This window comes from Nonomuraea sp. NPDC050540, assembly GCF_044457485.1.
Lineage (GTDB): Bacteria > Actinomycetota > Actinomycetes > Streptosporangiales > Streptosporangiaceae > Nonomuraea.
Genome location: NZ_JBITHA010000003.1, coordinates 428,931 through 445,720, shown reverse-complemented (window position 1 = coordinate 445,720; position 16,790 = coordinate 428,931). Strand labels below are relative to the sequence as shown.

Annotated in this window: 16 protein-coding genes; 11 read left to right on the top strand and 5 right to left on the bottom strand. The window is 69.7% G+C overall.

Translation table 11 applies throughout. From position 1 onward, the window contains the following. The first annotated feature begins 116 nt into the window (after nucleotides 1–116). The 9 genes from ACIBI5_RS12395 (at nucleotide 117) to ACIBI5_RS12355 (ending at nucleotide 9,184) form a co-directional block, all read left to right on the top strand. On the top strand, nucleotides 117–1,022 hold the full coding sequence (locus ACIBI5_RS12395; protein WP_397246033.1) for a F0F1 ATP synthase subunit gamma: 906 nt from the start codon (nucleotides 117–119) through the stop codon (nucleotides 1,020–1,022). A gap of 67 nt (nucleotides 1,023–1,089) precedes the next feature. Continuing rightward, the gene (locus ACIBI5_RS12390) at nucleotides 1,090–1,332 is read left to right on the top strand and encodes a DUF3040 domain-containing protein (RefSeq protein WP_397246030.1); all 243 of its coding nucleotides are present in this window, start codon (nucleotides 1,090–1,092) and stop codon (nucleotides 1,330–1,332) included. A 108-nt stretch (nucleotides 1,333–1,440) separates the two neighbouring features. Continuing rightward, nucleotides 1,441–2,832, top strand: a complete 1,392-nt coding sequence (locus ACIBI5_RS12385; protein WP_397246028.1) for an amino acid permease — start codon at nucleotides 1,441–1,443, stop codon at nucleotides 2,830–2,832. A gap of 15 nt (nucleotides 2,833–2,847) precedes the next feature. Beyond that, nucleotides 2,848–4,092, top strand: a complete 1,245-nt coding sequence (locus ACIBI5_RS12380) for an arginine deiminase (protein ID WP_397246026.1) — start codon at nucleotides 2,848–2,850, stop codon at nucleotides 4,090–4,092. A gap of 26 nt (nucleotides 4,093–4,118) precedes the next feature. Further along, nucleotides 4,119–5,123 (top strand): ornithine carbamoyltransferase, encoded by a 1,005-nt coding sequence (gene argF, locus ACIBI5_RS12375; RefSeq protein ID WP_397101420.1) that lies wholly within the window; start codon nucleotides 4,119–4,121, stop codon nucleotides 5,121–5,123. A 5-nt stretch (nucleotides 5,124–5,128) separates the two neighbouring features. Beyond that, nucleotides 5,129–6,064, top strand: a complete 936-nt coding sequence (arcC, locus tag ACIBI5_RS12370) for a carbamate kinase (protein WP_397246024.1) — start codon at nucleotides 5,129–5,131, stop codon at nucleotides 6,062–6,064. 40 nt (nucleotides 6,065–6,104) lie between these two features. Further along, on the top strand, nucleotides 6,105–7,526 hold the full coding sequence (locus ACIBI5_RS12365) for an amino acid permease (protein WP_397246022.1): 1,422 nt from the start codon (nucleotides 6,105–6,107) through the stop codon (nucleotides 7,524–7,526). Further along, nucleotides 7,523–8,389 carry a universal stress protein gene (locus ACIBI5_RS12360; RefSeq protein WP_397246020.1) on the top strand — a complete coding sequence of 289 codons (867 nt, stop codon included), beginning with the start codon at nucleotides 7,523–7,525 and terminating at the stop codon, nucleotides 8,387–8,389. Before ACIBI5_RS12365 ends, ACIBI5_RS12360 begins: the two co-directional genes overlap by 4 nt. A 300-nt stretch (nucleotides 8,390–8,689) precedes the next feature. Further along, nucleotides 8,690–9,184 carry a transcriptional regulator gene (locus ACIBI5_RS12355; RefSeq protein ID WP_026214021.1) on the top strand — a complete coding sequence of 165 codons (495 nt, stop codon included), beginning with the start codon at nucleotides 8,690–8,692 and terminating at the stop codon, nucleotides 9,182–9,184. A 397-nt stretch (nucleotides 9,185–9,581) separates the two neighbouring features. On the opposite strand, the gene ACIBI5_RS12350 is transcribed toward ACIBI5_RS12355, so the two are convergent. Both ACIBI5_RS12350 and ACIBI5_RS12345 read right to left on the bottom strand, forming a co-directional pair. Further along, a complete protein-coding gene (locus ACIBI5_RS12350) occupies nucleotides 9,582–10,049 on the bottom strand; it encodes a protein-tyrosine phosphatase family protein (RefSeq protein ID WP_397246018.1) in 468 nt (155 codons plus the stop codon). A gap of 667 nt (nucleotides 10,050–10,716) precedes the next feature. Beyond that, entirely contained in the window at nucleotides 10,717–11,163 is a 447-nt protein-coding gene (locus tag ACIBI5_RS12345) for an SAV_6107 family HEPN domain-containing protein (RefSeq protein ID WP_397246016.1), read from the bottom strand. A 658-nt stretch (nucleotides 11,164–11,821) separates the two neighbouring features. Between ACIBI5_RS12345 and ACIBI5_RS12340 the strand changes: the two genes are divergently transcribed. Then, a complete protein-coding gene (locus ACIBI5_RS12340; protein WP_397246014.1) occupies nucleotides 11,822–13,603 on the top strand; it encodes a bifunctional metallophosphatase/5'-nucleotidase in 1,782 nt (593 codons plus the stop codon). A gap of 7 nt (nucleotides 13,604–13,610) precedes the next feature. Here ACIBI5_RS12340 and ACIBI5_RS12335 read toward each other — a convergent pair whose 3' ends face one another. After that, nucleotides 13,611–13,799 carry a ferredoxin gene (locus ACIBI5_RS12335; RefSeq protein ID WP_184960620.1) on the bottom strand — a complete coding sequence of 63 codons (189 nt, stop codon included), beginning with the start codon at nucleotides 13,797–13,799 and terminating at the stop codon, nucleotides 13,611–13,613. 10 nt (nucleotides 13,800–13,809) lie between these two features. Continuing rightward, entirely contained in the window at nucleotides 13,810–14,991 is a 1,182-nt protein-coding gene (locus ACIBI5_RS12330) for a cytochrome P450 (RefSeq protein WP_397246012.1), read from the bottom strand. Nucleotides 14,992–15,061: 70 nt separating this feature from the next. On the opposite strand from ACIBI5_RS12330, the gene ACIBI5_RS12325 reads away from it, so the two are divergent. Then, nucleotides 15,062–15,655: a TetR/AcrR family transcriptional regulator gene (locus ACIBI5_RS12325; RefSeq protein WP_397246010.1), complete on the top strand. Its 594-nt coding sequence runs from the start codon at nucleotides 15,062–15,064 to the stop codon at nucleotides 15,653–15,655. Here ACIBI5_RS12325 and ACIBI5_RS12320 read toward each other — a convergent pair. Continuing rightward, nucleotides 15,652–16,785, bottom strand: a complete 1,134-nt coding sequence (locus ACIBI5_RS12320) for an ROK family protein (protein WP_397246007.1) — start codon at nucleotides 16,783–16,785, stop codon at nucleotides 15,652–15,654. The genes ACIBI5_RS12325 and ACIBI5_RS12320 overlap by 4 nt on opposite strands. Nucleotides 16,786–16,790 lie beyond the last annotated feature (5 nt).

Sequence of the window (16,790 nt, the reverse complement as noted above, 5' to 3'; positions counted from 1 at the left end):
ACGGGACTTAAAAGGGTGTCGGTCGGGACACACAGTACCAGGCGCCACCAGCCACGATGCGGCGCCCCCTCGGCGCGCTAGCCTGATCGCGCACACCATGTAGTCGGGGGGTCACATTGGGTGCTCAGCTACGCCTGATCAGGCAGCGGATCAAGTCCGTGAAGTCGACCGCGAAGATCACACGAGCTCAGGAGCTGATCGCCTCGTCGCGCGTGGGCAAGGCCCGCGACCGCGCCGACGCGGCGCAGCCGTACGCGCGGGAGATCTCCGCGGCGGTCTCGGCGCTCGTCAGCCACCACATGAAGATGAACCACGCGCTGCTGAACGAGCGGCCGGACACCTCGCGGGTGGCGGTGCTGGTGCTGACCAGCGACCGGGGCTTCGCCGGCGGCTACAACCACAACGTCATCAAGAACGGCCAGGCCCTGCACGCCATGTTCGAGGCGCAGGGCAAGGAGGCGGTCTACTACGTGGTCGGCCGCAAGGGGGTCGACTGGTTCCGCTTCCGGGGCCGGGAGATGGCCGGGCACTGGTCGGGGATGAGCGGCCGGCCGGGCTACGACACCGCCGCCGAGATCGGCAAGACGCTCATCTCGGCGTTCGACATGCCGACCAGGGACGGCGGCGTGGGCGAGGTGCACGTGGTCTACACGGAGTTCGTCACGATGCTCACGCAGACGCCGCGCGTCACCAGGATCCTGCCGCTGCTGGTGGAGGAGGTCGAGGGCGAGGCGGAGGCGGCCCCGGGGCCGCCCAAGGCGCCCTACGAGTTCGATCCCTCGGCGGAGGCGGTGCTGGACGAGATGCTGCAGAAGTACGTGCGCTCGCGGATCTGGTACATGCTGCTGTCGTCGGCGGCGGCCGAGCACGCGGCGCGCCGTACCGCGATGACGGCGGCGACCGAGAACGCGCAGGAGCTCATCGAGAAGCTCACGCGCGAGGCCAACGAGGCGCGGCAGGCGGAGATCACGACGGAGATCACCGAGATCGTCGGCGGCGCGGAGGCGCTCAAGCACTCCTGACGGATTTGGCACAATCGGACAATGCAGTATAAAACCTCCTTCAAGGTCTCTTGGGGGAGGTTTCATCATGGCGCTGTCCGCGCGCGAGCAAACGGTCCTGGACGCGATCGCCCGCCAGATCGCGGTCGAGGACCCGGCGCTGGTCAAGGACCTCTCCGAGCACGGCAGCGGGGTCGTGAGCGCCGAGCGCATCCCCCGGGCCTGGGACGCCTGGCCCGTGGCGCTGATCGCGCTGTGCCTCGCGGTCTTCACGGTCGTGCTGCTGCTGAGCGGTTCACCGTCCGATCTGCCGCATGCCGTGATCAGGTAATTTCCGGACAAGGCCCCGTGTCAGCGCTCTGAGTGCCGGGCACGTCACCGTGAGTCGCACGCGTTCCGCCTGCGGCTTTCCACGGACCGACGTGCACGGGGGCACCGCATGGGGGAACCACGACCGCCCGAGGGCGGTGTCACGACCGCGATTCCCACCGAGACCGCTCCCGGCTCCGGCGGACTCGGGCTCGGCTCGGCCATCGCGCTCATCATCGGCAACGTCGTCGGCACCGGGATCTTCCTGCTGCCCGCCTCGCTGGCCGCCTTCGGCACCGTCAGCCTCATCGCCATGGGCGTGGTCACGATCGGCGCCGTCGCCATGGCGATGGTCTTCGGCAAGCTCGGCGAGCGCATCCCCGCCGGCGGCGGCCCCTACGCCTACGCGCGCAGCGCCTTCGGCGAGTTCGCCGGCTTCTGGAACGCCTGGTCGTTCTGGCTGACGGCGTGGATCGGCAACGCCGCGATCGCCGTCGCCTGGGTCGGCTACGTCCAGTACTTCGCCCAGCAGGTCTTCGGCCTCGACTGGAACGGCGTGCCCATCGCCATCGGGCTGGTCGGCCTGTGGATCCCGGCGGTCGTCAACCTGATGGGCGCCAAAAACATGGCCGCCTTCCAGCTCGTCACCACGATCCTGAAGTTCGCCCCGCTGCTGTTCGTCGGCGTCATCGGGCTCTTCTTCATCCAGGGCGCCAACTTCGGCGCGTTCAACGCCACCGACGGCAACTGGGTCGGCGCCATCTCGATGGCGGGCGCGGTCGCCCTGTTCATCTACTCCGGCGTCGAGAGCGTGTCCATCGCCGCCGAGAAGATCAGGAACCCCGAGCGCAACATCGGCAGGGCCAGCGTCATCGGCGTGCTCGCCTGCGCGGTGCTCTACATCCTGAGCACCGTCGCCGTCATGGGCACCGTGCCGCACGAGCGCCTGGTCAACTCCACGGCGCCCTTCGCCGACGCGCTCAACAACATGTTCGGCGGCTCGGCCGGCGGCATCCTCATGGCCGCCTGCGCGATCATCTCCGGCATCGGCGCGCTGAACGGCTGGACCATGCTGGTGGCCGAGATGCCGCTGGCCGCGGCCAGGGACGGCATGTTCCCGCCGGTCTTCGGCAGGGTCTCGCGCCGGGGCGTGCCTGCCGCGGGCATCCTGGCCGGCACCATCCTGACCTCGGTGATGCTGCTGGTCGGCTACGCCTCGGAGAACGCCTTCAACACCATCGTGCTGCTGGCCTCCTTCACCACGGTCATCCCGTACTTCTTCTCCGCCGCCGCCCAGATCTTCTGGCTGGCCACCGGAGGGCGCCTGGTCGACAAGCGCCGCCTGGCCAGGGACATGGTCATCGCGGTCATCGCGCTGCTGTTCGCGTTCTGGATGGCCTTCGGCTCCGGCGCGGAGGCGGTACTCGGCGGGACGCTCATGCTCCTGGTGGGTGTTCCGGTCTACATCTGGGTCAAGTCCAAGAGGGGCGAGTACGGCCCGCGTGACGCCCGCGTTTCCTGAGGGGATAGAGAAGAAATGACCTTTCACGTCGATTCCGAGGTGGGCAGGCTCCACCAGGTGATGCTGCACAAGCCCGAGCTGGCCCTGAAGCGCCTCACACCCTCCAACAAGGACGAGTTCCTCTTCGACGACGTCCTGTGGGTGCAGCGGGCGCTTGAGGAGCACGAGGAGTGGCAGCAGGTCCTGCGCGACCGCGGCATCACGGTCTACATGCTGGCCGACCTCCTGCGCGAGACCCTCGACATCCCCGAGGCGCGCAAGCACGTGCTGGAGCACGTGGTCGACGAGCGCTGGATCGGCCCGCTGGCCGTGGACGCCGTGCGCAACGTCCTGGACGCCATGCCCTCGGCCGAACTCCAGCAGTACCTGACCGGCGGCATCACCAAGGGCGAGCTGATGGAGCGCGGGGTCGACCCCAAGAGCGTCGCCTACCACGTGCTGGAGGTGTCCGACTTCGTGCTGCCGCCGCTGCCCAACCACCTGTTCACCCGCGACACCTCCTGCTGGATCTACAACGGCGTCTCGATCAACGCCATGAAGAAGAAGGCCCGCCAGGCCGAGACGATCAACCTGGAGGCCGTCTACCGCTACCACCCGGTCTTCGCCGCCGGGTTCCGCCGTCCCGAGGCGGGCGGCTTCAACGTGTGGATGCCCGGCACCGCGGTCGCCCCGGCCACGATGGAAGGCGGGGACGTGCTGGTCATCGGGCGCGGGGCCGTACTCATCGGCATGAGCGAGCGCACCCAGCCGCAGGCGGTGGAGATGCTCGCGCGCAACCTCTTCAAGCACAACGGCGCCAAGAAGATCGTGGCGCTCAACATGCCGAAGGCCCGCGCCTTCATGCACCTCGACACGGTGATGACCAACGTGGACGTGGGCGTGTTCACCAAGTACGCCGGCCTCGGCATGCTGCCCTCCTACACGATCGAGCCCGGTGACAACGACAAGGAACTCAAGGTCACCGACCACCGCCCCGAGGACATGCACAAGGCGATCGCGCGCGCCCTGGACCTGGACGACATCAAGGTCCTGACCGCCCACCAGGACGTCTACGCCGCCGAGCGGGAGCAGTGGGACGACGGCTGCAACGTGCTGGCCATCGAGCCCGGCGTGGTCGTCGCCTACGAGCGCAACACCACCACCAACAACTTCCTCCGCTCGGAGGGCATCGAAGTGATCACCATCAGGGGCAGCGAGCTCGGCAGGGGGCGCGGCGGCCCGCGCTGCATGAGCTGCCCGCTGGAACGCGACGGCATCTGACCTTTCAGGTTCTCGGGGGGAACTTCATGGCATTCAACCTGCGCGGGCGCAGCTTTCTCAAAGAACTGGACTTCACGCCCGAGGAGTTCGGGTTCCTGCTGCGCCTGGCGGCCGACCTGAAGGCGGCCAAGTACGCCGGCGTCGAACAGCAGCGGCTCAAGGGCAAGAACATCGCCCTGATCTTCGAGAAGTCCTCGACCCGCACCCGGTGCGCGTTCGAGGTGGCCGCCCACGACCAGGGCGCGCACGTCACCTACCTGGACCCGTCCGGCTCGCAGATGGGGCACAAGGAGTCGGTCAAGGACACCGCCCGGGTGCTCGGCCGGATGTTCGACGGCATCGAGTACCGGGGCAGCGCCCAGTCGAACGTGGAGGAGCTCGCCCTGTACTCGGGCGTACCGGTGTGGAACGGGCTCACCGACGAGTGGCATCCCACGCAGATGCTCGCCGACATGCTCACCATGAAGGAGCACAGCGACAAACCGCTGCACGACATCTCCTTCGCCTACCTCGGCGACGCCCGCAACAACATGGGCAACTCGCTGCTGGTCACCGGCGCGATGTTCGGCATGGACGTACGGCTGGTCGCCCCCAAGGCGCTGCAGCCCGACCGGCAGATGGTCGTCAAGCCGGCCAAGGATCTCGCCAAGCAGACCGGGGCCACGGTCACCATCACCGACGACGTGGCCAAGGGCGTCAAGGGCGTCGACTACCTCTACACCGACGTGTGGGTGTCGATGGGCGAGCCCAAGGAGGTCTGGGACGAGCGGATCAAGCTGCTGAAGCCGTACCAGATCAACGACAAGGTGGTGAAGGCCACCGGCAACTCCAAGGTGAAGTTCATGCACTGCCTGCCGGCCTTCCACAACCGGGAGACGAAGGTCGGCGAGGACATCTACGAGAAGACCGGCCTGGACGCGCTGGAGGTGACCGAGAGCGTCTTCGAGTCGCCGCGCTCGATCGTCTTCGACGAGGCCGAGAACCGCCTGCACACGATCAAGGCCATCATGGTGGCCACCCTCGGGGACTGACCGCGATGCGCGTCATCGTCGCCCTCGGGGGCAACGCGCTGCTCAAGCGCGGGGACCGGCCGGACGCCGACACCCAGATCGCCAACGTCACCATCGCGGTGAAGACGCTGGCCAAGCTGGCGGAAGAGCACGAGCTGATCATCACCCACGGGAACGGTCCCCAGGTCGGGATGCTGGCGCTGGAGAGCGCCTCCGACGCCAGCCTGTCGCGGCCCTACTCCTTCGACACGCTCGGCGCCGAGACCCAGGGCATGATCGGCTACTGGATGCTGCAGGCCCTGCAGAACGCCCTGCCCGGCCGTCAGGTCATGGCGCTGGTCACCCAGACGCTCGTCTCGGCGGTCGACCCGGCCTTCGACAACCCGACCAAGTTCGTCGGCCAGGTCTACGAGCAGGCCGAGGCCGAGAAGCTGGCCAGGGAGAACGGCTGGGTGGTCAGGCAGGACGGCCCGTACTGGCGCCGCGTGGTGCCTTCTCCGGCGCCGCAGCGCGTGGTGGAGACCCGGCTGATCCGCAAGGCCGTACGCGACGGCGTCGTGGTGGTCTGCGCGGGCGGCGGCGGCATCCCGGTCGTCCGCGACGCCCAGGGCCGGCTGTCCGGGGTCGAGGCCGTCATCGACAAGGACCTGACCGCGTCGATGCTGGCCGAGGCGCTGGACTGCGACGCGTTCCTCATCCTCACCGACGTGCCGAGGGTCATGAAGGACTTCGGCACGCCGCAGCAGAGCGAGATCGGGCACACCACTCCGTACGAACTGCGCTCCATCGACTTCCCCGCCGGCTCGATGGGGCCGAAGGTGGAGGCAGTGTGCAGGTTCGTGGAGACCACGGGTGACATGGCCGCGATCGGCAAACTCGACCAGGCCGTCGAGATCCTCAAGGGGAAGGCGGGCACGATCATCACGCCGAGCGCCACCTGGCCGTTGACGAGCACGCTTTAGTCACATCGGGGCCGGTGGCCCCTTCTTTGGGGAGGTGCCGGTGGCACTGACACAGTTGTTCCGCATCAAGCCGACGGACGAGATCGTCGCGGAGGCCGGCAGGGGCGAGGGCGGCGAGCTACGGCGCACGATGGGCCTGTGGCAGCTCACCCTCTTCAGCGTCGGCGCCACGCTCGGCACGGGCATCTTCGTCATCCTCGGCCAGGCCGTGCCGAAGGCGGGCCCGGCGGTGGTGCTGGCGTTCGTGCTGGCCGCCATCACGGCCCTGTTCTCCGCGCTGAGCTACGCCGAGCTGGCCGGGACCATCCCGGTGTCCGGCTCGTCCTACTCCTACGCCTACGCCACGCTCGGCGAGATCGTGGCCTGGGTCTGCGGCTGGTGTCTCATGCTGGAGTACGCCGTGTCGGTCGCGGCCGTGGCCGTCGGCTGGGGCGAGTACCTCAACACGTTCCTGCAGGGTCTGTTCGGCTGGCAGCTGCCCGCCGAGATCACCCACTCCCCCGGCGACAAGGGCGGCGTCGTCAACGTGACCGCCATCCTCATCGTGCTGCTGTGCACCTGGCTGCTGCTCGGCGGCTCCTCCGAGTCGGCCACCGCCAACGTGGTCTTCGTGCTCATCAAGGTCGCGGTGCTGGCGTTCTTCTGCGTGGTGGCGTTCACCGCCTTCCAGGCGAAGAACTTCACCCCGTTCGCCCCGCTGGGCGTCCTGGGCATCACCGCCGCCGCCTCGCAGGTCTTCTTCTCCTATATCGGCTTCGACGCCGCCTCCACCGCCGGTGAGGAGGCCAAGAACCCCAAGCGCGACCTGCCGCTGGCGATCATCTTCTCCCTGGTGATCGTGACGGCGATCTACGTACTGGTCGCGGTCGCCGCCATCGGCGCCATGCCGTGGACCGACTTCGACCCGGAGAACACCGAGGCCAGCCTCGCCGTCATCGTCGACATGGCCACCGGCGCCACCTGGCCGGGCCTGGTCGTCTCCTTCGGCGCGGTCATCGCCATCGCCAGCGTCGTCCTCACCGTCATGTACGGCCAGACCCGCATCCTGTTCGCGATGTCGCGCGACGGGCTGATCCCGAAGGTGTTCCAGAAGGTCAACCCACGCCGCCAGGTCCCGGTCGCCAACACGCTGATCGTGACGTTGTTCATCAGCGTCCTGGCCGGGCTCATCCCGCTCGGGCAGCTGGCCGAGGCCACCAGCATCGGCACCCTGTTCGCCTTCGCGATCGTCAACGTCGGTGTGATCGTGCTCCGCCGTACCCGGCCCGACCTGCCGCGCAACTTCAAGACACCGCTGTTCCCGATCACGCCGGTCCTCGGTGTGATCATGTGCGTGGTCGTGATGGCGGGCCTGCAGGGCGTCACGTGGCTGGCGTTCGCGCTGTGGATGGCCGTCGGTTTCATCTGCTATTTCCTGTACGGCTACCGCCACTCCAGGCTCCGCACGGAGGTGCCCCGATGAAGATCGAGAACGTGCTGACCGGCTTCATCGCCGAGCCCCGTGGACGCGACGGGCTGGCGCTCGCCGTACTCCTGGCCAGGCAGGCCAGGGCGAAACTGACGGTCGCGACCGTGCAGCCGCCCGCCTGGAACACGCCGGGACCCGCCAAGGCCGACGAGAGCGCCTGGCGCGCCTACCTGCGCGAGCAGGCGGACGCGACGCTGGAGCAGGCCCGCGAGCTGGCCGGCGACGAGGCGGACTACGTCGTCCACACCAACAGGGGCAGCGGCCGCGGCCTGGTGGAGCTGGCCCGCAAGCGCGAGGCGGACGTGGTCGTGATCGGCTCGGCGCCCTCGGGCGCCAAGGGCCGCATCTCGCTCGGCAGCACCGCCGACCAGCTGCTGCACTCCTCGTCGGTTCCGGTACTGCTGGCGCCCAAGAGCTGGTCGGAGGAGCCGCCGGCCGAGTTCGAGCGCCTCACGGTCGCCTACCGGCGCGGCCCCGGCTGCGACCACGCGGTGGCCGAGGCGGCGCGGGCGGCGGTGAGCCTGGACGTGCCGCTGCGGCTGGTCACGCTGGTCCTCAGCAGCGCCAGGAAGGCGAAGATCGAGCAGGAGATGTCCGAACGGCTGCGCGAGCAGGCGGCGGCGGACCTGAAGGCGGCCGCGCGAGGGCAGCGCCGCAAGCTGCAGGTGGACGTGGAGATCCTGGAGGGCAGGAACGTGGCCCAGGCCCTGGGCGCGGCCACGTGGCTGGACGGCGAGCTGATCATCTGCGCGTCGAGTAGTTCCGGGCCGCTGCGCCGGGTCTTTCTGGGCGACACCTCCATCAAAATCGTCAAGGCGGCAACATGCCCCGTGATGATCCTGACTCGAGAGCCATAGCTGGATATCCCTCGTCAAACTATGACGAAGTACTGTTATCAACGGGACAAGAGGGGCGTTTGAGGCGATCCATACCGGACCGGATTCGGCATCTTTTTTCCAATCAGCTTGACCTTCGGCTTAACCCCCTTTACCGTCACTGTGCGTAACCACTTTGCGCGGCGTTCTGGGGTAAACCCGGGGCCATGGCTACCGATGGTGCCGAGCTTGGCACCAGACCCCCCGGTGGCCGGGTCAATCGTCGCAAAGGCGCACAATCTACTGAGAGCAGTACATAACACGAGCCGGGGGGCCACAACGATGCCGTCTGAGTACGCAAAGTCGCTGGGTGCACGACTCCGCGCGATCCGCACCCAGCAGGGGCTTTCCCTGCACGGAGTGGAGGAGAAGTCGCGCGGACGCTGGAAAGCCGTGGTCGTGGGCTCCTATGAGCGCGGCGACCGGGCCGTCACGGTGCAGAAGCTTGCCGAGCTTGCCGACTTCTACGGGGTACCGGTGTCCGAGCTGCTGCCGGGCGGCGCCGCCCCCAGCCCGCTCGGCCCGACACCCAAGCTTGTGATCGACCTCGAGCGTCTGGCGACGCTGCCGAAGGAGAAGGCCGGGGCACTCGCCCGGTACGCGGCGACGATCCAGTCGCAGCGCGGTGACTACAACGGCAAGGTGCTCTCGATCCGGCAGGAGGACCTGCGCTCCCTTGCCGTGATCTATGACAAGTCGCCGAGTGAGCTGACCGAGGAACTGATCAGCTGGGGCGTACTCGACGCCGAGGCCCGGCGGGCGGTCGAGTCGTTCTGACCTGGTTCGTGAGAGGGCGCGCCTGAACACCTCAGGCGCGCCTTTCGCGCTTCCCCGGGGGCTTTGCGGTGTCCGCCGTGGCCGGGGTGCGGCCATGTGGGCTCCCGGGGGCTTGGGGAGCCGCAGGATCTCCAGGCCGGGCATCCAGCGGAACCCCGTGCGCTCGCCACACACGAGCTCAGGAACACGCGGGCTCGCGAGCTCCGGGACGCTCGACCTCGCCCGGGGCTTGAGGGCCGCAACGGCCGAGGCGCACCGGCTCGCCGGCCCCCTGGAGCCTCTGGGCCGGGAGGGTGCCGCGTGGTTGGGCTGGTTGTGGGCTTGGCCGGTCAGCAGTGCGCCGTTGCAGCGGGCACCACGTCCGACGTGAGAAGCGATCCCCACGATCGGCGCCCGCTCACGACGGCGGGTGGGGTGGGGGCGGCTGTGCCGTAACGGAGGGAAATCTGGACACCCACCGCCGCTGCCAGGGGGTTTCGACGGCGCGGGGGTGGTGGTGGGCGCGGGTCCAGGCGATCGCGTCGGCGGGGGCGAGGCCGGACAGCACGGCGAGGCACGACAGGACGGTGCCGGTGCGACCCACTCCGCCTCCGCAGGCGACCTCGGCGTGTTCGCCCGCCTGGAGCCGTTCGTGCAGGGCCCGGATCAGGCGGACCGCTTCGACCGTGTCGCGTGGCAGCAGAAAGTCCGGCCAGTCGATCCAGTCGTGCGGCCAGGTGTGCTCGTGCTTGCGTCGTAGCTTGGAGGTGCCGAGGTACAGGCCGTAGCCGGGGTTCGGTCCCTCGGGTGCGGGGTTGCGCAGCCCGCGCCCGCGCACCCAGCCACCGTCCGGCAGTTGGATCGCGCCGGTGAGTCGATCGTTCATCCGGCGACGATAGACCCGGCCGCTCCCCCTGGGCCCTGCCCAGACGCGGCGGCCGGTGCGGTCGACGACATCGGTGACCGCACCGACCAGGCATGAAGGCGCTCGCCCCAGGCCAGATCGGCCCATAGCGAAACCACCAAGCTCTGCTCAGAGCAGCGGGCTTCGGCCACATCTGCCAGCCGCCTGCGCACGCGCCGCCTGCGCCCACCACTGCCGCCCCTCGCGATGGCTGTTACCCCGTTGCTGTCGCCGCCAGGTGCCCGATGGCGTGCTGCCGCTGGGCAGGCGGCGCGGACCCGATAGAGCGCTGTTGCCGGGCAGGCGGCGCAGCCCGGATGGCGAGCTGTCGTCGGCCAGCGGAGGGCGCCTGATGGTGTGCTGTCGCTGGGCGGTGCTGCGGGTGGCTGGGTGGCCGCTAGCAGCCCGGGTATGCGCCTGCCCGCCTGCGCGGGGCGCTGTTGTCCTTGGCGGCTTCGGTGGGCGGCTCGTCGGTGGGTGGGTCGTCGGTTGGGTGATCCGGATTGCCGGGGGAAGCGGCCTCCGTAGTGGCCTGGGGCATTTTGCGGGCGCCCGGGGCGGACCGGGAGCGCGCTGGGATGGTGGTTGGGGTGCCCCCTCGCCGGTAGCGGGAGCCGGCATGGGGGAAGGCCATGCCGTGGTGCTCGTGCTAGCCGGCGAGGGGGATGTCCATGGGGAGCTGGGGCTGGGCGGGGACGCCCAGGAGGGACTCGGCCGTCGTGACGAAGGTCTCGGCCTCGGCCAGGAGTTCGTCGGCGTCGGCCGAGGTGATGCCGCGGACCACGCCCGCCTCGGCAGCCGCGCGCTTGGCGGCGCTCTGCGCGAAGTAGGCGGCCCACGGGGCAAGGTCGGGTTCGGCTTCGGGCAGGAGCTCCCAGGCGCTGCGCAGGCGGCGTCTGCGGCCCTCCATCGGCCTCGGGTGGGCGGCCAGGATCGCGGCGGACGCTCTCAGCGCCGCCAGGTGGGCCGCCACATATCGTGTCGCCGGGGTGCGGGCCGTCATCGCCTCAGCCAGGCAGGCACGTGAATCCGCCAGGTGTGCCCGCACCGCGGGCGACAGCCGGGGGCCGGTGTTGTCTGTCTGCCGTCGGGACATCTTGCGCGCCTCCTTGGGGTTATGAGGGCTTCCGGCGTTTCCACCGGTGGTGCTAACAATTTCAGAGCCCACCGACATTTCCGCCGGGCGGCCGGACGAGGAGCTTCCCCTCACCCCGTCCGGCCGGGACGCGCCCACTCGTCTCCGCCGACGACGAGGACACGCCCTTCGCCCGTGGACCCTGATCGCGGACCCCGCCATGGGGGAGGCGGTTCGCCCGCGACCAGGACCTGCAGACGCGAGCCGCGAGCCCCGCGTCCAGCATCGAACATAATTTCGATCACGTTGGATGTCAACCAATTCTGCGAACACGGGTTCGATCAGCGACAGGCATCCCAGCTCCGGCACCCCGCCCCCTGCCGACGCCACCCGATACACCCCCACCCCGCCCCGGGCGGCTCACAGCCCTGCCCGGGAGGCGGGACCCGCCCTCCGGGGCCTCATCCACGGTGTCGAGGAGCCGCAACGCTCCATCGGGTACGCGCCGCGAAGAAGAGCCGCGCCACAACCCCTGGCCACCCGGCACGAGGGGCCGGACACGAAGCATCGCGCCGAGAAGCGTTGGTGATCGTTTGCTCGGGGTTGGGGAGCGCTTTACCGGGCGTAGGGGTGGGACGCGGAGGATCTGGCACGCAATTACCGACAATAGGAGCATTGCGTGCGATTCCCCCTTCGAGGCGCGGTCATCGCCGCGGCCATAGCCGTCCTCAGCGGGACCCAAGCCGTCGCCTTCGCCGGCACGCGAGCCGCCGAACCCCCCGCCGCGGACTCGGCCTCCGGCGGCCGGTCCGTCGACGTGCAGCTGCTGTCCCTCACGGACTTCCACGGCTACATCCGTCCCCACACCGACGCCGGCAACGGCACCATCAAGGACGCCCAGGGCAAGACCATCGTGGTGGGCGGCGCGCCGTACATCGCGACGCATCTCGGCAACCTGCGCCAGGGCAAGCGCAACACCGTCACCTTCACCACGGGAGACAGTTTCAGCGGCTGGCCGCCGGAGGTGGCCAGGCTGGCCGACGAGCCGACGATCGAGTTCCTGAACAAGATCGGCGTGGACTTCTCGGCCGTGGGCAACCATGAGCTGGACATCTCGCTGGAGTTCCTGCGTGACCACATGGGCCGCGGCAAGTGCTTCGGGCAGCGTGGCGTGGACAGCTGTTTCACCGACTCCGACGGGCGCCGATTCCGCGGCGCGCGCTTCGACTTCTCCGCGGCCAACGTGACGCGCAAGGGAAGCACGCGGCCGGTGCTCAAGCCCTATGTGATCAAGTACTTCCAGGGAGTGCCGGTCGGGTTCATCAACCTGACGACCACGACGACGGTGGACGGCTCGACCTCGTTCCAGCCGTCGCTGGACAACCTGCCGCTGGTGGAGACGGCCGACAAGTACGTGGCCGAGCTCAAGCGGCGCGGCGTCGAGGCGATCGTGGCCAACGTCCACGAAGGCGGTACGGCCGGCGACGTCTACGACCGGTGCAACGCCAACCCCACCGGCCCGGTCATCGACTTCGCCCGCCAGGCCTCGGCCGAGATCGACGCGATCGTGACGGGCCACTGGCACGCGCCGTTCAACTGCTCGATCCCCGACCCGGAGGGCAACCCGCGCCCGGTCGTCGAGGCCGCCTTCCACGGCAAGCTGATCAACGAGATCAACCTGAAGATCGACCGCCGCAGCCGCGAGGTGATCCGCTCGGCCACGGTCTCCACGAACCACCCGGTCACCAGGGACGTCCCCGCCGACCCCGCGATGGTCAAGCTGGTCGACCACTGGGTGGCGGCCGAGAAGGGCGTCTCCGCCCGCCAGGTCGGTACGATCACCGGCGACCTGACCAGGACCCGCGACGCCGACGGCGAGAGCACGCTCGGCAACGTGCTGGCCGACGCCGAGCGCGCCGACAGCGCCGACGCCGACCTGGCCATGGTGGCGGTGGCGCCGGCGAAGGGCTCGAACTCGTTGCGCGGCGACCTGCGCTTCGCCAAGGGCGCCGACCCGGCCGACGGCGACGGCAAGGTGCTGTTCGGCGAGGCTTGGAACACCTGGGGCTACGCCAACCCGGTGGTCACCGCGACCGTCAAGGGCGGCCAGATCGACCAGGCGCTCGAGCAGCAGTGGCAGACGCAGCCCGACGGGACGATCCGGTTCGCCCCGCTGGCCGTATCAGGAAATGTCCGCTTCTCGTATGACGTGAGCAAGCCGGTCGGCGAGCGCGTCCAGAACGTGCTCATCGACGGCAGGCCGCTCGACCCGGCCCGCGGCTACCGGCTGGCCGCCCTGGCCTACACGCTGATCGGCGCCGACGGCTACAGCGCCTTCGCCGGGTACACGGACGCGGTCCGCGGCAGCCGGGACTACGAGGCCTTCCGCGCTTTCCTCGCGAAGGGCCCCGTCTCCCCGCCCGCCCTGGACCGCGCCGTCGCCGTGAACGCCGCTTCCTGACCCGTGCTCAGACGCTGATCGCGCCCGAAGGGCACTGCTGGACGGCCCGCCGTACCAGAGCCTCCTGCCCTTCCGGAACGGGTGAGACGAGCACCACGACGGTGCCCTCCTCCTCGCTCTGGTCGAACACCTCGGGCGCGGTCAGCGCGCACATGCCGGCTCCGATGCAGACGTCCGTGTCCGCTTTGATCTCCATGCCTACCTCTCTACCAGGTCACGGGGAGGCGGTGCACGCCATAGATGGCCATGTCCGAGCGCATCGGCACCTCCGACGGCGCGCACGCCAGCCGCAGCCCGGGAAAACGCCGCAGCAGCGCGGGGAAGGCGATGCGCATCTCGATCCTGGCCAGTTGCTGGCCGAGGCACTGGTGGATGCCGTGCCCGAAGGTCAGGTGGCCGCTGGTGGCACGGGTGAGGTCGAGCCGGTCGGGCGCCTCGAAGTGGGCGGAGTCGCGGTTGGCCGAGGACAGCGAGATCGTGACCGACTCCCCCGCCTTGATCTGGTGGCCCTCGATCTCCACGTCCTCCAGCGCCGCCCTGATCGGGCCGGCGTGGATGATCGTGAGGTAGCGGAGCAGTTCCTCGACCCCGTTGTCCACCGCCGAGGGGTCGTCGCGCATGAGCGCGAGCTGGTCCGGGTTGGTGAGCAGGGCGTAGGTGCCGAGGCCGAGCATGTTCGCGGTGGTCTCGTGACCGGCGATGAGCAGCAGGAACGCCACGCCGAGCAGTTCGTCGTCCTCCAGGTCGAGCAGCCCGCTGAGCAGCGCCTCGTCGGGCTGGGCGCGCTTCTTCGCGATGAGCCCGTACAGGTATCCGGCCAGGTCCTGGTAGGCGGCGATCATCACGTCGGCCTCGCCGTCGAACGACAGCAGCGTGGCCGAGTCGCGCTGGAAGGTCTCCCTGTCCTCGTACGGCACGCCGAGCAGCTCGCAGATGACCAGCGACGGGATCGGCAGCGCGAAGTCCTTGACCAGGTCGGCCGGCGCCGTCATGGCGTCGAGCCGCTCCTCGGTGATCTCGGCGATCCGCGGCTCCAGCCCTTTCATCCGCCGGACCGTGAACTGGCCGGTCAGCAGCTTGCGGTAGCGGGTGTGGTCGGGCGGGTCCATCCGCAGGAACATCCCCGCCGGCGGCTTGCTGTTCGGCATCTGCTTCTTGAACTTCTCCGCGATCGCCGCCCGCGACGGGACGGCCTGGTGCTGGAGCTCCATCCGGTTGCTGAAGCGGTTGTCGGCGAGGATGGCGCGGGCGACGCCGTATCCGGTGACGAGCCAGCCCTCGTGGCCGTCCGGGTAGGTCATGCGGTGCACGGAGCCCTGCTCCCTCAGGACGCCGAACTCGTCGGGCGGGTCGAGCGGCCGCTGCCGCCGCATGGGAAAGGTTGTCATGAGTCCAGAAAACCTCAGTTGATGTAATTTTTCAATGGATGCAAATCATAAGGCAGTGTAGAGTTTCGCCATGACGGGGCTACGCGAGCGCAAGAAGGTGCGCACCAGGCACGCGCTGATCGAGGCGGCGCTCCGGCTCTTCGCCGAGAAGGGCTACGAGGAGACCACACTGGCCGAGATCGCCGCGGCGGCCGACGTGTCGACACGCACGTTCTTCAGCTACTTCGACAGCAAGGAAGACGTGCTCTTCCATGACGGCGGCCTGCGGCTGGAGGCCGTACTCGACATGGTCAGGCAGCACCCGCCCGGCGAGCCGATCGGCGACCTTCTGCTGCGGGTGTGCGAGACCAGCCTGAACTGGACGGCCAAGGAGGACCTCGCGATCGACCTGAGCCCCGAGCGGGCCAACCTGATCATGAGCGTGCCCGCCCTGCAGGCCAAGGCGCTGCATCTGCTGTTCGACAGCCAGTTGCGGCTGGCCAAGGCGCTGCACGAGGCCTACCCGGACGAGCTCGACCTCCTGGAGGCGGCCACGATCGTCGGCTCCCTGGTGGGGGCGGCCAAGCTGACCGTGATGGCGGCCATGGACCGGGGCGACTCGCTGGAAGTGGTCTGGCAGGCCGCCCGCACCGCCGCCACCGTGACCATCAGCCGGTTGCGCTAGCCGGGACCCAGGCCGATGAGGGTCATGATCGTCACCGCCGCCGCGGCGCGCGCCCACGACTCGGGGGGCAACGGCTCGACGATCAGCGGGCAGCCGCCCGCCGCCCCGAACGCCTGCGGGCCGTAGGCGGCCCGCAGATCCCTCTCCAGTACGGCCACACTGTCCCCGGTGACCACGACCTTCTCGGGCCCGAACATGTTGACCATGGCCGCGATGCCCCGCCCCACCGCCCGTCCGGCCGCGGCGAACGACTCCAGCGCCGCGCGCTCGCCCGCCTGGGCCAGGGCCATGGCGCCGGGCAGGTCCAGGGCGGCCCGGCCGGTCGCGGCGCGGATCCGGGCCACGACGGCGGGCTCGGCGGCGATCGCCTCGACACAGCCCCGGCCTCCGCAGTGACAGCGCGGGCCGGCGTCGTCCACCGGGACGTGGCCGATCTCGCCGGCCACGCCGTATCCCCCCTCGACCAGCGTGCCGTTGACCACGAGCCCGCAGCCGACCCCCTCGCCCACCGTCACCAGCGCGAACGAGCGGGTTCCCGCTCCCTCCCCGAACCACTGCTCGGCGACGGTCAGCGCCCTGACGTCGTTCTCGACGGTGGCCGGCAGGCCGGTCGCCTCGCGCACGAGCGCCGCGAGCGGCACGTCGCGCCAGCCCGGGTACGGCCCGCGCCGCACCGTGCCGGAGCCCCGGTCCACCTCCCCCGGCACCGCCACACCGACCCGCCGCACCAGGGCGCCGGGCTCGCCCACGACGGCGACGGCACGGGCGATGGCGGCCACCGCGGCGGCCACGTCGGCGCCGGGCAGGGGGACCTGGTGCGCGGCCCGCACCCCGGCCCGCAGGTCCGCCAGCACCACGACCAGTTCCCCCGCCCGCAGCCACACCCCGGCGAAGAACTCCCGATCGGCCCGTACGGCCAGCGGCGCCGCCGGCCGTCCCGACCCGGCCGAGGCCGGCCCGACGGGCAGTTCGTCCAGGTACCCGGCGGCCAGGATGGGCCGGACCACTTTGGTGACCGCCGCCGTCGACAGCCCCGTCACCCGCGACACCTCGGTCCTGGAGATCGGCCCGCGGGTGAGCACGGTGGCGAAGACGGCGGTGGCCGCGGGCGTCAGCGTGACGCGGTCCATGCGGC

Coding starts and splice junctions, on each gene's coding strand:
- ACIBI5_RS12390 (WP_397246030.1), top strand. CDS start 1,090: ATGGCGCTGTCCGCGCGCGAGCAAACGGTCCTGGACGCGATCGCCCGC.
- ACIBI5_RS12385 (WP_397246028.1), top strand. CDS start 1,441: ATGGGGGAACCACGACCGCCCGAGGGCGGTGTCACGACCGCGATTCCC.
- ACIBI5_RS12380 (WP_397246026.1), top strand. CDS start 2,848: ATGACCTTTCACGTCGATTCCGAGGTGGGCAGGCTCCACCAGGTGATG.
- argF (WP_397101420.1), top strand. CDS start 4,119: ATGGCATTCAACCTGCGCGGGCGCAGCTTTCTCAAAGAACTGGACTTC.
- arcC (WP_397246024.1), top strand. CDS start 5,129: ATGCGCGTCATCGTCGCCCTCGGGGGCAACGCGCTGCTCAAGCGCGGG.
- ACIBI5_RS12360 (WP_397246020.1), top strand. CDS start 7,523: ATGAAGATCGAGAACGTGCTGACCGGCTTCATCGCCGAGCCCCGTGGA.
- ACIBI5_RS12355 (WP_026214021.1), top strand. CDS start 8,690: ATGCCGTCTGAGTACGCAAAGTCGCTGGGTGCACGACTCCGCGCGATC.
- ACIBI5_RS12350 (WP_397246018.1), bottom strand. CDS start 10,049: ATGAACGATCGACTCACCGGCGCGATCCAACTGCCGGACGGTGGCTGG.
- ACIBI5_RS12345 (WP_397246016.1), bottom strand. CDS start 11,163: ATGTCCCGACGGCAGACAGACAACACCGGCCCCCGGCTGTCGCCCGCG.
- ACIBI5_RS12335 (WP_184960620.1), bottom strand. CDS start 13,799: ATGGAGATCAAAGCGGACACGGACGTCTGCATCGGAGCCGGCATGTGC.
- ACIBI5_RS12330 (WP_397246012.1), bottom strand. CDS start 14,991: ATGACAACCTTTCCCATGCGGCGGCAGCGGCCGCTCGACCCGCCCGAC.
- ACIBI5_RS12325 (WP_397246010.1), top strand. CDS start 15,062: ATGACGGGGCTACGCGAGCGCAAGAAGGTGCGCACCAGGCACGCGCTG.
- ACIBI5_RS12320 (WP_397246007.1), bottom strand. CDS start 16,785: ATGGACCGCGTCACGCTGACGCCCGCGGCCACCGCCGTCTTCGCCACC.